The following is a 15,117-nucleotide window of genomic DNA, read 5'->3' on the forward strand; positions in this document are numbered from 1 at the left end:
AACGGGCGCAGCGGCCTAAACAGGCAAGCTTTCCTTCGGAACCCAAGCATGAGCGCAGCGCCACCGGAGATCCCCGCCCTGCCCGCCGGCCTCTGCTACGTCGACGACCGCCAGCCGGGCATCCGTCGACGCCGGCAGGGCAAGCGCTTCGTCTATTTCGACGCCAACGGCCAGCGCATCGGCGACGCCGAGGAAATCCGCCGGCTGGACAAGCTGGCCATTCCGCCGGCCTATCGCGAGGTCTGGATCTGTCCCGACCCCAACGGCCATCTCCAGGCCACCGGCCGCGACGCCCGTGGGCGCAAGCAGTACCGCTACCACCCGCGCTGGCGCGAGGTACGCGATGCCGACAAGTACGAGCGCCTGCTGCGCTTCGGCCAGGCGCTGCCGGGGCTGCGCCGGCACATCGACGCCCAGTTGCGCCTGCCCGGCCTCGGTCGCGACAAGGTGGTGGCCCTGGCGGTTGCGCTGCTCGACGCCACCCTGATCCGCGTCGGCAACCACCGCTACGCCCGCGACAACCGCTCCTACGGCCTGACCACCCTGCGTACCCGGCACGTCGACGTGAACGGCAGTCGCATCCGGTTCCGCTTCAAGGGCAAGAGCGGCATCGAGCACGACGTCAGCCTGGAGCATCCGCGCCTGGCGCGGGTGCTGCGGCGCTGCCTGGAATTGCCCGGCCAGGACCTGTTGCAGTACCTGGACGAGGACGGCCAGCCGCACCGCATCGGCTCCCACGACATCAATGAGTACCTGCGCCGGCATACCGGCGAGGATTTCAGCGCCAAGGACTACCGCACCTGGGCCGGCAGCGCGCTGGCGCTGGAGCGCCTGCGGCGTGCCGAAGCCGACGGGCTCGGGGCGGTGGTGGCGGAGGTCGCCGCCGAATTGGGCAACAGCGTGGCGATCTGCCGGCAATGCTACATCCACCCGGCGATCATCGAGGCCTACCAGGCCGGGCAACTGGGCCAGCTCAGGCGCGCCCGCAAGCGCCGCTGGCTGAGTGCCGAGGAAGCGACCCTGCTGGCCTTCCTCGACACGCCCGGCTGATCAGTTGCCCGGGTGCGGATCGATGCCGTGCCGGCGCAGCAGGCCGAGCAGGCGGCCAATCTCGGTCTGGCAGGCTTCCAGTTCCTTGCGCAGGGTGTGTTCGCGGCGCTGCTGCTCCAGCTTCACGCGTTCGAGTTCGGCGCGCGCCTCACGGCGGATCTGCCGCTCGCGCTCCTTGTCGGAATGCTCGGCGCCGAGGGCCTCTTCGGCCTTGCGCGCGCGGTATTCGCGCATCCGCTGGGCGGCCGACTTGGCCTTGCCGCTCGGCTTGGGCCCGGGTTTGCTGGCTTTCATGAACGCCTCCATCTGCGTAACGTTACGCAATCAGAATAGCGTAACGTTACGCAGATAGACAGGGTCTATGCTCAGAGCGGCGGGGCCGAGCGCAGCATCACCGACTTCAGCGCGAAGGCCGACTTGATGCCAGCCACGCCGGGAATGCAGGTCAGGGTATTGGTGAGGAACGCCTGGTAGGCGGCGAGATCCTTGACCACAACCCGCAGCATGTAGTCCGCATCGCCGGTCATCTGGAAACAGCTCATGACCTGCGGCGCATCGACGATGCGTTCCTCGAAGCGAGCGAGGTAGTCGCCGGTCTGCTTTTCCAGGGACACCGAGACGAACACGCTCATCGCCCCGGACAGGCGCTCCTCGTCGAGCCGGGCGAAGTAGCCCTGGATGTAGTGTTCCTCTTCCAGGCGGCGTACCCGGCGCAGCGTCGGCGTCAGCGACAGGCCGACCTTCTGGGCGAGATCGCGCCAGCTCAGGCGGCCGTCGTCGGCCAGGGCGCGGAGGATTTTCAGGTCGATGCGGTCGAGTTCAGCCATGGTGCGTTGTTTCTCTTGTTAGCGATTCTTGTAGTTCAAACAACCCAATACTGTCGGAATACCTTAGTCAATTTGGAGCAAAAAACTAGCACCCGAAGCCTATACTGAAATTACAAAAACAAAACCCGAGGGCCTCACCATGAGTGACGTCACCCAGTACGACCGCGCCTGCCGTACCCCGGCATGCCTGCAACCCGCCCCCACCCACAGGACGGGAACCCGCCATCCGCCCAGTCCGCCGCTTCGAGCGCCGTTCGCCCGTTTCTGATCTCTCCAACCGTTTGGCCCGGACCGGGCCGGAGGCCTGTCATGAGTGATTACGAGCCGTTGCGTCTGCATGTCCCGGAGCCCACGGGGCGTCCTGGCTGCAAGACCGACTTTTCCTATCTGCACCTGTCCCCCGCCGGCGAGGTACGCAAGCCGCCGGTGGATGTCGAGCCCGCCGAGACCAGCGACCTGGCCTACAGCCTGGTACGCGTGCTCGACGACGACGGCCACGCCGTCGGTCCCTGGAATCCGCAGCTCAGCAACGAACAACTGCTGCGCGGCATGCGGGCGATGCTCAAGACCCGTCTGTTCGACGCGCGCATGCTCACCGCGCAACGGCAGAAAAAGCTTTCCTTCTATATGCAATGCCTCGGCGAGGAAGCCATCGCCACCGCCCACACCCTGGCCCTGCGCGACGGCGACATGTGCTTCCCGACCTATCGCCAGCAAGGCATCCTGATCACCCGCGAATACCCGCTGGTGGACATGATCTGCCAGCTTCTCTCCAACGAGGCCGACCCGCTCAAGGGCCGCCAGCTACCGATCATGTACTCGAGCAAGGAGGCCGGTTTCTTCTCCATCTCCGGCAACCTCGCCACCCAGTTCATCCAGGCGGTCGGCTGGGGCATGGCCTCGGCGATCAAGGGCGACACGCGCATCGCCTCGGCCTGGATCGGCGACGGCGCCACCGCCGAGTCGGACTTCCACACCGCCCTCACCTTCGCCCATGTCTACCGCGCGCCGGTAATCCTCAACGTGGTCAACAACCAGTGGGCGATCTCCACCTTCCAGGCCATCGCCGGCGGCGAAGGCACCACCTTCGCCAACCGTGGCGTGGGCTGCGGGATCGCCTCGCTGCGGGTCGACGGCAATGACTTCCTGGCGGTCTACGCCGCCTCCGAGTGGGCCGCCGAGCGCGCCCGGCGCAACCTCGGGCCGAGCCTGATCGAATGGGTCACCTACCGCGCCGGCCCGCACTCGACTTCGGACGACCCGTCCAAGTACCGCCCCGCCGACGACTGGACCAACTTCCCGCTGGGCGACCCGATCGCCCGCCTGAAGCGGCACATGATCGGCCTCGGCATCTGGTCGGAGGAACAGCACGAAGCCACCCACAAGGCCCTCGAAGCCGAAGTGCTGGCCGCGCAGAAACAGGCGGAGAGCCATGGCACCCTGATCGACGGCCGGGTGCCGAGCGCCGCCAGCATGTTCGAGGACGTCTATGCAGAACTGCCGGAGCACCTGCGCCGGCAACGCCAGGAGCTCGGGGTATGAATGCCATGAACCCGCAACACGAGAACGCCCAGACGGTCACCAGCATGACCATGATCCAGGCGCTGCGCTCGGCGATGGACATCATGCTCGAGCGCGACGACGACGTGGTGGTATTCGGCCAGGACGTCGGCTACTTCGGCGGCGTGTTCCGCTGCACCGAAGGCCTGCAGAAGAAATACGGCACCTCGCGGGTGTTCGATGCGCCGATCTCCGAGAGCGGCATCATCGGCGCCGCGGTCGGCATGGGCGCCTACGGCCTGCGCCCGGTGGTGGAGATCCAGTTCGCCGACTACGTCTACCCGGCCTCCGACCAGTTGATCTCCGAGGCGGCGCGCCTGCGCTATCGCTCGGCCGGCGACTTCATCGTGCCGATGACCGTACGCATGCCCTGTGGCGGCGGCATCTACGGCGGGCAGACGCACAGCCAGAGCCCGGAGGCGATGTTCACCCAGGTCTGCGGCCTGCGCACGGTGATGCCGTCCAACCCCTACGACGCCAAGGGCCTGCTGATCGCCTGCATCGAGAACGACGACCCGGTGATCTTCCTCGAGCCCAAGCGCCTCTACAACGGCCCGTTCGATGGCCACCACGACCGCCCGGTGACGCCCTGGTCCAAGCATCCGGCCAGCCAGGTGCCGGACGGCTACTACAAGGTGCCGCTGGACAAGGCGGCGATCGTCCGCCCCGGCGCGGCGCTGACCGTGCTGACCTACGGCACCATGGTCTACGTGGCCCAGGCCGCGGCCGACGAGACCGGCCTGGACGCCGAGATCATCGACCTGCGCAGCCTCTGGCCGCTGGACCTGGAAACCATCGTCGCCTCGGTGAAGAAGACCGGCCGCTGCGTCATCGCCCACGAGGCGACCCGCACCTGCGGGTTCGGCGCCGAACTGATGTCGCTGGTGCAGGAGCACTGCTTCCACCACCTGGAGGCGCCGATCGAGCGCGTCACCGGTTGGGACACCCCCTACCCGCATGCCCAGGAGTGGGCGTATTTCCCCGGCCCCGCGCGCGTCGGCGCGGCATTCAAGCGTGTGATGGAGGTCTGAATGGGTACCCATGTGATCAAGATGCCGGACATCGGGGAAGGCATCGCCGAGGTCGAACTGGTGGAGTGGCATGTCCAGGTCGGCGATTCGGTCAATGAAGACCAGGTCCTCGCCGAGGTGATGACCGACAAGGCCACGGTGGAGATTCCCTCGCCGGTGGCCGGACGCATCCTCGCCCTCGGCGGCCAGCCGGGCCAGGTGATGGCGGTGGGCGGCGAACTGATCCGCCTGGAGGTGGAAGGCGCCGGCAACCTCGCCGAGAGCCCGGTCGCGGCGACGCCGGCCGCGCCCGTCGCCGCCACCCCGGAGGAACCCAAGGAGACCCCGGCCGCGGCGCCGAAAGCCGCCGCCGAAGCGCCGCGCGCCTTGCGCGACAGCGAGGCGCCACGGCAGCGGCGCCAGCCCGGCGAACGCCCGCTGGCCTCCCCCGCGGTGCGCCAGCGCGCCCGCGACCTGGGCATCGAGTTGCAGTTCGTGCAGGGCAGCGGTCCCGCCGGACGCGTCCTCCACGAGGACCTCGATGCCTACCTGACCCAGGACGGCAGCGTCGCGCGCAGCGGCGGCGCCGCGCAAGGGTATGCCGAGCGACACGACGAACAGGCGGTGCCGGTGATCGGCCTGCGTCGCAAGATCGCCCAGAAGATGCAGGACGCCAAGCGACGCATCCCGCATTTCAGCTATGTCGAGGAAGTCGACGTCACCGACCTGGAAGCCCTGCGCGCCCATCTCAACCAGAAATGGGGTGGCCAGCGCGGCAAGCTGACCCTGCTGCCGTTCCTGGTCCGCGCCATGGTCGTGGCGCTGCGCGACTTCCCGCAGTTGAACGCGCGCTACGACGACGAGGCCGAGGTGGTCACCCGCTACGGCGCGGTGCACGTCGGCATCGCCACCCAGAGCGACAACGGCCTGATGGTGCCGGTGCTGCGCCACGCCGAATCGCGCGACCTCTGGGGCAACGCCAGCGAAGTGGCGCGCCTGGCCGAAGCCGCGCGCAGCGGCAAGGCGCAACGCCAGGAGCTGTCCGGCTCGACCATCACCCTGAGCAGCCTCGGCGCGCTCGGCGGGATCGTCAGCACACCGGTGATCAACCATCCGGAGGTGGCCATCGTCGGCGTCAACCGCATCGTCGAGCGACCGATGGTGGTCGGCGGCAACATCGTCGTGCGCAAGATGATGAACCTCTCCTCCTCCTTCGACCACCGGGTGGTCGACGGGATGGACGCGGCGGCCTTCATCCAGGCCGTGCGCGGCCTGCTCGAACATCCCGCCACCCTGTTCCTGGAGTAAGCGATGAGCCAGATCCTGAAGACTTCCCTGCTGATCGTCGGCGGCGGTCCCGGCGGCTACGTCGCGGCGATCCGTGCCGGGCAACTGGGCATTCCCACCGTACTGGTGGAGGGCGCCGCCCTCGGCGGCACCTGCCTGAACGTCGGCTGCATCCCGTCGAAGGCGCTGATCCACGCCGCCGAGGAATACCTCAAGGCCCGCCACTATGCCGGCCGGTCGGCGCTGGGCATCCAGGTACAGGCGCCGAGCATCGACATCGCCCGCACCGTGGAATGGAAGGACGCCATCGTCGACCGCCTCACCAGCGGCGTCGCCGCGCTGCTGAAGAAACACGGGGTCGATGTCGTCCAGGGCTGGGCGAGGATCCTCGACGGCAAAAGCGTGGCGGTCGAACTCGCCGGCGGCGGCAGCCAGCGCATCGAGTGCGAGCACCTGCTGCTGGCCGCCGGCTCGCAGAGCGTCGAGCTACCGATCCTGCCGCTGGGCGGCAAGGTGATCTCCTCCACCGAGGCGCTGGCGCCCGGCAGCCTGCCCAAGCGCCTGGTGGTGGTCGGCGGCGGCTACATCGGCCTGGAGCTGGGCACCGCCTACCGCAAGCTCGGCGTCGAGGTGGGGGTGGTGGAAGCACAACCGCGCATCCTGCCGGGCTACGACGAAGAACTGACCAAGCCGGTGGCCCAGGCCTTGCGCAAGCTGGGCGTCGAGCTGTACCTCGGGCAGAGCCTGCTGGGCCCGAGCGAGAACGGCGTGCGGGTCCGCGACGGCGCCGGCGAGGAGCGCGAGATCGTCGCCGACCAGGTACTGGTGGCGGTCGGCCGCAAGCCGCGCAGCGAAGGCTGGAACCTGGAAAGCCTGGGCCTGGACATGAACGGCCGGGCGGTGAAGGTCGACGACCAGTGCCGCACCTCGATGCGCAATGTCTGGGCCATCGGCGATCTCGCCGGCGAGCCGATGCTCGCGCACCGGGCCATGGCCCAGGGCGAGATGGTCGCCGAGCTGATCGCCGGCAAGCGTCGCCAGTTCGCCCCGGTGGCGATCCCCGCGGTGTGCTTCACCGATCCGGAAGTGGTGGTCGCCGGGTTGTCCCCGGAGCAGGCGAAGGATGCCGGCCTGGACTGCCTGGTGGCGAGCTTCCCGTTCGCCGCCAACGGCCGCGCCATGACCCTGGAGGCCAACGAAGGCTTCGTCCGCGTGGTGGCGCGTCGCGACAACCACCTGGTCGTCGGCTGGCAGGCGGTGGGCAAGGCGGTCTCGGAACTGTCCACGGCCTTCGCCCAGTCGCTGGAGATGGGCGCCCGCCTGGAAGACATCGCCGGCACCATCCACGCCCATCCGACCCTCGGCGAAGCGGTCCAGGAAGCCGCCCTGCGCGCGCTGGGACACGCCCTGCACATCTGACTCCCACGAACCTCGGTAGCCGGCCAACCACCGGCGCACATTACCCCCTTGCCCGTCGGGCAAGGGGGCTTTTTTCGTGGCCGCGAACCGGGTCGTCAGCAGGTCTCACCGCCCTGCGCGATCCCCCGCCCCTCACTCCGTCTCCAGCAACCCATGCCGCAAGCTCCCCGCCGCCAGGCGCTGGCGAATATCCTCGTCGATCCGCGGATCGTCCGGGCGGTACAGGCGCACCTGGCGGTAGGCGTTGATCCGGTTGATTTCCGCACCGAGGTACTCCCAGACCACCCGGCTGCATGCCGGGGTCCGCCGGTCACCGCTGGAAACGCCCATCTTCAGGCCGTTCAGGCGGGTGATACGGCTCTTGAAACTGGGAATGAGGATGGTCTGGCTCATCTCGTTGAGGGTCAGCGACTCGTAGTCGATCAGGAACACCCGGTCCTGCAACTGGAAGGCCGCGCCGAGATAACGGCAACGCGCCCACTCCTCTGCCTGCACGTCGGTACTGCTGGTGCGCTCCTGGCGTTCCTGGCGCTCGAAGAGGAACACGCCGTCCTCCTCGTAGAGATGCACCAGGGAGAGCAGGATGCTGCCTGGCACCGACATGCAGTTGGCATATTCGAAGTAGTAGCCGCAGTAGCGGCCCAGGTCGCCGGCCTCGGCGCGCAGCGGTTGCAGCAGCCGCAACAGCGGGTCGTTGCTGGACTGGCGCGGCTGGGCGCTGGCACGGGCGCCGATCAGGCGGGCGAACTGCTCGGGCGGCAAGCCCAGCTCGTAGTCCTCGACGCCGAAGAAGTCGCCGATCCGCTTGCGGTTGTACGGCGTCGGCTGGCTCTGGCCGCTGAGGTACTTGTTGAACTGTGCGCGATTGATCGCCAATTGCCGGCAAACCTCGGAAATCGAGCGGTAATGGCTGCAAAGCAGCTTGAGATTGGCGCCCAGGTGCTCGGACATCGGCGGCTCCGAAAGTGATGCTATGGACGCGATTCTAGCATCAGGTCGCATCAAGCAGGAGCAACCCGCGAAATTGTAACCGGGTGCGTCATGGCCAACCATGCGCCGCGCACCAAGGCGCTGCCGCAGCGCACGCCGGTACCAGAATAAGAACCGAGGTAGACCTCCATGCTTGAAATGCTCAACGATTTCCTTTCCGGAAAAGTCCTCATCGTCCTGATCGTCGGCCTGGGCGCCTACTTCACGATCCGTTCGCGCTTCGTCCAGTTCCGCCACTTCGGCCACATGTTCGGCGTGTTCAGGGAATCACTGCGCGGCCAGGCCGGCCAGCTCAGTTCCTTCCAGGCCCTGATGCTGAGCCTCGCCGGCCGGGTCGGCGCCGGCAACATCGCCGGGGTCGGCATCGCCGTGACCCTCGGCGGTCCGGGGGCGGTGTTCTGGATGTGGGTCACCGCGCTGGTCGGCATGTCCAGCAGCTTCTTCGAATGCACCCTGGCCCAGGTCTACAAGCGCAGCGACGGCGACGGCCTGTATCGCGGCGGCCCGTCCTACTACATCCAGCACGGCCTGAAGCTGCGCTCGATGGCGGTGGTCTTCGCGGTACTCCTGCTGGTGACCTACGGCTTCGCCTTCAACGGCCTGCAGTCCTACACCGTCACCCATTCGCTGCAGAACGCCTTCGGCTTCGCCCCGCAGCACACCGGGATCGCCCTGGCGGTGCTGCTCGGCGTGGTCTTCATCGGCGGCATCAAGCGCATCGCCGCGGTCTCCGACCTGCTGGTGCCGATCAAGACCCTGGCCTACATCGGTGTCACCCTGTACGTCATCGCCAGCCAGATCGAGCACGTCCCGGCAATGCTGGAAACCATCGTCAAGAGCGCCTTCGGCCTCGACCCGGCGTTCGGCGGCCTGCTCGGCAGCGCCATCGTGATGGGCGTCAAGCGCGGCGTCTTCGCCAACGAGGCCGGCCTGGGCAGCGCGCCGAACGTCGCCGCGGTCGCCGCCGTGCGCCATCCGGCGGCGCAGGGCGTGGTCCAGGCCTTCAGCGTGTTCCTCGACACCTTCGTGATCTGCACCTGCACCGCCCTGCTGATCCTGCTCTCGGGCTTCTACACCCCGGGCTTCGAAGGCGACGGCATCGTCCTCACCCAGAACTCCCTGGCCGCGGTGGTCGGCGACTGGGGCCGGGTGTTCGTCAGCGTGGCCCTGTCGCTGTTCGTCTTCACCTGCATCCTCTACAACTTCTACCTGGGCGAGAACAGCCTGCAGTTCCTCAGCCGCAACCGCCTGGTGCTGATCGGCTACCGCGCGCTGGTGCTGGCCCTAGTGGTCTGGGGCTCGGTGCAGGACCTGTCCACCGTGTTCGCCTTCGCCGACATCACCATGACCTGCCTGGCCTTCGTCAACCTGATGGCCCTGGCCCTGCTGTTCAAGGTCGGCCTGCGGGTGATGCGCGACTACGACGTGCAGCGCCGCGCCGGGATCAAGCAGCCGGTGTTCGACTCGGCGCAGTTCGCCGACCTCGACCTGGACCGCGAAGCCTGGCCCGCCGGCCAGCACGCCGAGCCCCCGGCGCAGGCGGACGCCGAGCCGCTGCCGAGCGGCACTCGCTGAGTTTCGCGCAGGCGCCCTCCCCCTGGAGCGGCGCCTGCGCCACAATGGCGTCCCCTCTTCGCACGTCCGTCGCGAAAAGGCCCGACACAAGGATTACGGATGCTCCCAGTCAAGAACCTCTTCGTGCTCTACACCGGCGGCACCATCGGCATGTTGCGGACCCCGCAGGGCCTGGCCCCGGCCAGCGGCTTCGAAGCGCGCATGCGCGACCACCTGCAAAGCCTCGGCGACGCCCCGGACCTGCGCTGGCGCTTCGCCGAACTGCAACCGCCGCTGGACAGCGCCAACATGACCCAGGGCAACTGGCTGGCGATGCGCGACGCCATCGTCGCCGCGCTCGACGCCGGCCACGACGGCGTGCTGCTCCTGCACGGCACCGACACCCTGGCCTACAGCGCCGCGGCGCTGTCCTTCCTGCTCCTCGACCTGCCGATCCCGGTGCTACTGACCGGCTCCATGCTGCCGGCCGGCGCACCGGGCAGCGATGCCTGGGACAACCTGGTCGGCGCCCTGCGCGTCCTCCAGGAGGGCCACGCGCGCGGCGTACAGGTCTATTTCAACGATGCCCTGCTGCACGGCGCGCGGGTCAGCAAGCTGCGCAGCGATGCGTTCGACGCCTTCGCCGAACTGCCGCGACCGCGCCACGCCGAGCATGCGCCGGTGCCCGCGGCGCTCGGCTACCGCCAGCCGCGCCGGGAAGTGAACCTCGCCGTGCTGCCGCTCTATCCAGGGCTGCGCGCCGCGCACCTGCGCGGACTGCTCGACAGCGGCGTGGAAGCGCTGCTGCTGGAATGCTATGGCAGCGGCACCGGCCCGTCCGACGACGAGGAGTTGCTGGCGACCCTGCGTGAAGCCCACGCCCGCGGCGTGCTGCTCGCCGCGGTCAGCCAGTGCGCCTATGGCCAGGTCGAGTTCGGCGTCTACGCCGCCGGCAGCCGCCTGCGCGACGCCGGCCTGCTCTCGGCTGGCGGAATGACCCGCGAGGCGGCCCTGGGCAAGCTCTTCGGCCTGCTCGGCGCCGGCCTCGGACGCGACGAAGCGCAACGCTGGTTCGCCCTCGACCTGTGCGGCGAGAACGCCGACTGACCGCCCTGCGGCCGCCCGCCGGCGGCCGCTTCCTTCCGCCCTCCCCGCGATACGCGACAACGCCCGCGGCGCGCCCGTGCCCGGCGCCCATCGTCAAGCTTCAGCGAACAGTGTTTCCGGCCTTCCCCGGTTTATCCCCCGGCGGCGAGTCCACAGGATGTCGCCTTCCGCTGCCGGCCCCGCCGGCATCCGCCCACAAGGAGGAAACACCTGCATGTACGCCATCGCCGAAGACACCCTTCCCGCACGCGTATTGAAAGAACTGCTGCTCTATCGCCGCCGTTACCCCGAGCATCGCCAGGGCGCCAGCGAAGCGGACGAGGTCCGCCGCATCGAACAGGTCCAGTTGCCGCGCATCGCCGCCTTCATCGAAGCCGGCGAGCCCATCGAGTTCGTCCTGCCGGCGTTTCCGGCCAAGTCGCCGAACCCCGGCAAGGTCCTCGACAGCCGTCCGGACATGGCCGAGCGCCTGTCGCTGTCGTTCCTCAACCACCTGTGCCAGCGCATCCAGCTGTTCTATGCGCCGGGCGCGAAGATCACCGTCTGCTCCGACGGCCGGGTGTTCGGCGACCTGGTGAGGATCGGCGATGCGCACATCAGCGCCTACCAGGATGCCTTGCGCCTGATGATCGAGGAGATCGGCGCCACCCATATCGGCGTGTTCAACCTGGAGGACGTACGCGCCTTCGAGGCCCAGCGCGACAACCACGAGCAGCTCCGCCAGTTGCTGATCGACGGCTACGCCGAGCCGCTGGAAAGCATCCGCGAGACCCTGCTGGCCAGCGAAGAAGGCCTGCTGCTGTACCGCGCCATCACCCGCTTCCTCTACGAGGACGGCCTGACCCCCGACTACCAGGGCTCGAAGACCGCCCTGCAACGCGACGCCAAGGAGCGCGCCTACGGGGTGATCCAGCGCAGCTGGGCCTGGGGCGCGCTGCTGGCCGACCAGTTCCCCCGCGCGATCCGTCTGTCCATCCATCCGCAGCCGGCGGACAGCCTGAAGTTCGGCATCCACATGATGCCGACCCGCGACGACTGGCTGACGCCCTGGCACGGCGTGGCGGTGAACACCGAGGACCGCTTCGTGCTGATGAAGCGCAGCGAGGTGCTGGAACTCGGCGGCGAACTGGTGCAGATCAACGGCCAGCCCAGTCACTACCGCCTGCCGGCCAGGGCCGCCCGGCGCGCCGCCGTGGCCTGAGCCCGAGGAGCCAGACGATGAACGCCTATCTCAGCGATCAACCGGTACGTCTCTCGCCGCTGCGCGACGAACAGGGCAACCAGCCGCGCTTCGGCCTGCTGCTGGAGCCCGGCCGCCCCGGCATGCACGTCGGCGAGCTGCCGGCGCAGTGGCTCAAGGGCCTGGCGCGCAGCCACCACCTGCTGCTCCTGCGCGGCTTCGCCGCCTTCGCCGACGCCGAGAGCCTGACCCGCTACTGCCACGACTTCGGCGAAGTGATGCTGTGGCCGTTCGGCGCGGTGCTCGAGCTGGTGGAACAGGAAGGCGCCGAGGACCACATCTTCGCCAACAACTACGTGCCGCTGCACTGGGACGGCATGTACCTGGAGACGGTGCCGGAATTCCAGCTGTTCCACTGTGTCGACGCGCCCGGCGACAGCGACGGCGGCCGCACCACCTTCAGCTCGACCCCGGCGGCGCTGCAACTGGCCGACAGTAGCGAGCTGGAACTCTGGCGCCGCGCCAGCGGCCGGTACCAGCGCAGCGCGGCGCACTACAGCAGCCGCTCGGCGGCGCCGATAGTCGAGCGCCACCCGCGCCGCGAATTCCCCATCCTGCGTTTCTGCGAACCGCCGGTCGAGGGCGACGCCAGCTTCATCAACCCCTCCGAGTTCCACTACGACGGCATCGCCCCGGAACAGCGCGGTGAACTGCTCGCCAGCCTGCGCCGCTGCCTGTACCACCCACAGGCGCACTACGCCCACCGCTGGCGCAGCGACGACCTGGTGATCGCCGACAACCTGACCCTGTTGCACGGTCGCGAGGCCTTCGCCCACCGCGCGCCGCGCCACCTGCGGCGGGTGCATATCCACGCCGAGCCGGCGCTGCGCAACCCGCACCTGCAGCGCGACTGACCGCCCCGCCGGCCGTGCGCGCCACGGCCGGCGTCCCGACAAGGAACCAGCATGAGCCATTCCGTCCCCAACGCGCTGATGACCGGCGCCGACTATCTCGACAGCCTGCGCGACGGTCGCCAGGTCTACCTCAACGGCGAACGGGTCGCCGACGTCACCCGGCACAGGGCGTTCCGCAACGCCTGCCGCAGCATCGCCGGGCTCTACGACGGCCTCCACGGCGAGCAGCGCGACGTCCTCACCCGGGTCGATGCCCAGGGCCGCCGCAGCCACCGCTTCTTCACCCCCGCGCAGAACGCCGAGGACCTGCTCGGCGCGCGCGAGGCGATCGGCTGCTGGTCGCGCATGACCTACGGCTTCATGGGGCGTACCCCGGACTACAAGGCGGCGTTCATGTCCGGGCTGGAGGCCGGCGCCGGCTTCTACGGCGACTACCGGCAGAACGCCTGCGCCTGGCACCGCGCCTTCGCCGACCGCGGGCTGTTCCTCAACCACGCGATCATCAATCCGCCGCTGGACCGCAGCAAGGCGATCCACGAGATGCGCGACGTGTTCGTCCACGTCGAACGCGAGACCGACCAGGGCATCGTCGTCAGCGGGGCGAAGATGCTCGCCACCGGCAGCGCCATCACCAACGCCACCTTCGTCGCCCCGGTCGCCTCGGCGCAGATGGAGGCCGGCAAGGCCGAGGACTTCGCCGTTGTGTTCTTCGCCCGCATGGACAACCCCGGCCTGCGCCTGATGTGCCGGCCATCCTACGAGGAGCGCGCGAGCAGCCCCTTCGACTACCCGCTGTCCAGTCGTTTCGACGAGAACGACAGCGTGCTGCTGTTCGACAAGGCGCTGATTCCCTGGGAGGACGTCCTGGTCTACCGCGACCTGCGCCGCGCCACCGGCTTCTATGCCGAGTCGGGCTTCGCCAACCTGTACAACTTCCAGTCCGGCATCCGCCTCGGGGTGAAGCTGGAACTGATGATCGGCCTGCTTTCCCTCGGCGTGCGCGCCAATGGCACCCAGGGCTTCCGCGGGATACAGGCGGCCCTCGGCGAGCTGATCGCCCTGCAGCACCTGCTGCAGGCGCTGACCACCGCCATGGCCCGCGACCCGGAGCGCAACGCCGCCGGGTCGGCGGTGCCGCGCCTGGAGTACGCCAATGCCCTGCGCATCCAGGTGCCGCAGATCTGGAAGCGTGTCCGCGAGTTGCTGGAAAGCGCCCTCGGCGGCGCCCCGCTGGTCACCGTCTCGGGCGCCGCCGACCTGCGCGACGGCGAGGCGCGGCGGCTGGTGGACAGCTACTACCGCGGTGCCGAGCTGGAGCCGGAGCAGCGCCTGAAGCTGTTCAAGCTGATCTGGGACGCCACCGGCAGCGAGTTCGGCGCGCGCCACGCGGTCTATGAGAGCCATTATTCCGGCAATGCCGAGCAGATCCGCCTCGACTCGCTGGCCTGGGCCAGCCGTCGCGGGCACCTGGCCTACTGCGAGGCGATGGTCCAGCGCTGCATGGCCGACTACGACATCCACGGCTGGCTGCGGGGGCCCTGGCAGCATGACTGAGCGCAAACGCTGGCTGGCCGGCTGCCTCTCGGCCCTGCTTTCCCTGCCGCTGGCCGCCGCCGTGCCGGGCCCGGACGCGCCCGCCGACCTGGCGCGCGGCAAGGCGATGGCGCAGAAGATGTGCTCGCGCTGCCACGACGACGACGGCAACGGCGGGCCACGACCGAACCGCAGCTACCCGAAGCTCGCCGGGCTCGACCGGGAATACCTGTACAAGCAGATCTACGACCTCAAGACCCAGCGCCGGCGCAACCCGGCCACCAACGGTCGCGGCGAGGAGCTGAGCGCGGCGGACGTGGTCAACGTCTCCGCCTGGTTCGCCGCCCAGCGCATGAGTGCCGGCGAGCAGACCCTGGCCGACCCGGCGCAACGCGAACGCGGCCGCCAGCTCTTCGAGGGCGGCCTGGCGCAGCGCGGCGTACCGCCCTGCGTCACCTGCCACGGGCCCGCCGCCCAGGGCCTGGCGGCGCTGAAGGCACCGCGCCTGGCCGGGCAATGGGCGGAATACCTGGCAACCCAGTTGCACGGCTTCCGCGACGGCAAGCGCGGCAACAGCGCGACCATGCGCGCGGTCGCCGGCGGCCTGGAGGATAGCGACATCCAGGCGCTCGCCGGCTACCTGGGCAGCCTGGGGCCGTAGGGCGAATAACCGCTCGCGGTTATCC

General features: G+C 68.9%; 14 protein-coding genes. 11 read left to right on the forward strand and 3 right to left on the reverse strand.

The features are described from left to right. Positions 1-48 precede the first annotated feature (48 nt). On the forward strand, positions 49-1,050 hold the full coding sequence (locus HMPREF2914_RS07510; protein ID WP_023091803.1) for a DNA topoisomerase IB: 1,002 nt from the start codon (positions 49-51) through the stop codon (positions 1,048-1,050). On the opposite strand, the gene HMPREF2914_RS07515 is transcribed toward HMPREF2914_RS07510, so the two are convergent. Both HMPREF2914_RS07515 and HMPREF2914_RS07520 read right to left on the reverse strand, forming a co-directional pair. Beyond that, positions 1,051-1,344, reverse strand: a complete 294-nt coding sequence (locus tag HMPREF2914_RS07515; RefSeq protein ID WP_003113727.1) for an inner centromere protein — start codon at positions 1,342-1,344, stop codon at positions 1,051-1,053. 71 nt (positions 1,345-1,415) lie between these two features. Beyond that, positions 1,416-1,877, reverse strand: a complete 462-nt coding sequence (locus HMPREF2914_RS07520) for an Lrp/AsnC family transcriptional regulator (RefSeq protein WP_003089245.1) — start codon at positions 1,875-1,877, stop codon at positions 1,416-1,418. A gap of 309 nt (positions 1,878-2,186) precedes the next feature. Here HMPREF2914_RS07520 and HMPREF2914_RS07525 point away from each other — a divergent pair, with 309 nt between their 5' ends. The 4 genes from HMPREF2914_RS07525 to lpdA are packed head-to-tail and all read left to right on the forward strand — an operon-like array spanning position 2,187 to position 7,153. Beyond that, entirely contained in the window at positions 2,187-3,419 is a 1,233-nt protein-coding gene (locus HMPREF2914_RS07525; RefSeq protein WP_003111886.1) for a 3-methyl-2-oxobutanoate dehydrogenase (2-methylpropanoyl-transferring) subunit alpha, read from the forward strand. After that, positions 3,416-4,468 carry an alpha-ketoacid dehydrogenase subunit beta gene (locus HMPREF2914_RS07530; protein WP_003089248.1) on the forward strand — a complete coding sequence of 351 codons (1,053 nt, stop codon included), beginning with the start codon at positions 3,416-3,418 and terminating at the stop codon, positions 4,466-4,468. Before HMPREF2914_RS07525 ends, HMPREF2914_RS07530 begins: the two co-directional genes overlap by 4 nt. Next, entirely contained in the window at positions 4,469-5,755 is a 1,287-nt protein-coding gene (locus HMPREF2914_RS07535; RefSeq protein ID WP_023091802.1) for a dihydrolipoamide acetyltransferase family protein, read from the forward strand. It abuts the gene before it with no gap. Positions 5,756-5,758: 3 nt separating this feature from the next. After that, the gene (gene lpdA, locus HMPREF2914_RS07540) at positions 5,759-7,153 is read left to right on the forward strand and encodes a dihydrolipoyl dehydrogenase (protein WP_023091801.1); all 1,395 of its coding nucleotides are present in this window, start codon (positions 5,759-5,761) and stop codon (positions 7,151-7,153) included. A 132-nt stretch (positions 7,154-7,285) separates the two neighbouring features. Here lpdA and HMPREF2914_RS07545 read toward each other — a convergent pair whose 3' ends face one another. Next, positions 7,286-8,104, reverse strand: coding sequence for a transcriptional regulator (locus HMPREF2914_RS07545; RefSeq protein WP_003089253.1), 819 nt, complete (start codon positions 8,102-8,104; stop codon positions 7,286-7,288). Between the two features lie 168 nt (positions 8,105-8,272). Between HMPREF2914_RS07545 and HMPREF2914_RS07550 the strand changes: the two genes are divergently transcribed. The 6 genes from HMPREF2914_RS07550 to pvcD all read left to right on the forward strand — a co-directional run bounded on the left by HMPREF2914_RS07550 (position 8,273) and on the right by pvcD (position 15,092). Continuing rightward, entirely contained in the window at positions 8,273-9,718 is a 1,446-nt protein-coding gene (locus tag HMPREF2914_RS07550) for an alanine/glycine:cation symporter family protein (RefSeq protein ID WP_003089254.1), read from the forward strand. Positions 9,719-9,817: 99 nt separating this feature from the next. After that, positions 9,818-10,804: an asparaginase gene (locus tag HMPREF2914_RS07555; protein WP_023091800.1), complete on the forward strand. Its 987-nt coding sequence runs from the start codon at positions 9,818-9,820 to the stop codon at positions 10,802-10,804. Positions 10,805-11,018: 214 nt separating this feature from the next. After that, positions 11,019-12,005, forward strand: a complete 987-nt coding sequence (gene pvcA / locus HMPREF2914_RS07560; RefSeq protein WP_023091799.1) for a paerucumarin biosynthesis protein PvcA — start codon at positions 11,019-11,021, stop codon at positions 12,003-12,005. A 17-nt stretch (positions 12,006-12,022) separates the two neighbouring features. Then, entirely contained in the window at positions 12,023-12,898 is an 876-nt protein-coding gene (gene pvcB / locus HMPREF2914_RS07565; RefSeq protein ID WP_003131813.1) for a paerucumarin biosynthesis oxygenase PvcB, read from the forward strand. A 51-nt stretch (positions 12,899-12,949) separates the two neighbouring features. After that, positions 12,950-14,452 (forward strand): paerucumarin biosynthesis protein PvcC, encoded by a 1,503-nt coding sequence (pvcC, locus tag HMPREF2914_RS07570; protein ID WP_003089259.1) that lies wholly within the window; start codon positions 12,950-12,952, stop codon positions 14,450-14,452. Beyond that, a complete protein-coding gene (gene pvcD, locus HMPREF2914_RS07575) occupies positions 14,445-15,092 on the forward strand; it encodes a paerucumarin biosynthesis heme-binding protein PvcD (RefSeq protein WP_023091798.1) in 648 nt (215 codons plus the stop codon). Before pvcC ends, pvcD begins: the two co-directional genes overlap by 8 nt. Positions 15,093-15,117 lie beyond the last annotated feature (25 nt).

This window comes from Pseudomonas sp. HMSC067G02, from assembly GCF_001813485.1.
GTDB classification, from domain to species: Bacteria; Pseudomonadota; Gammaproteobacteria; order Pseudomonadales; family Pseudomonadaceae; genus Pseudomonas; species Pseudomonas aeruginosa.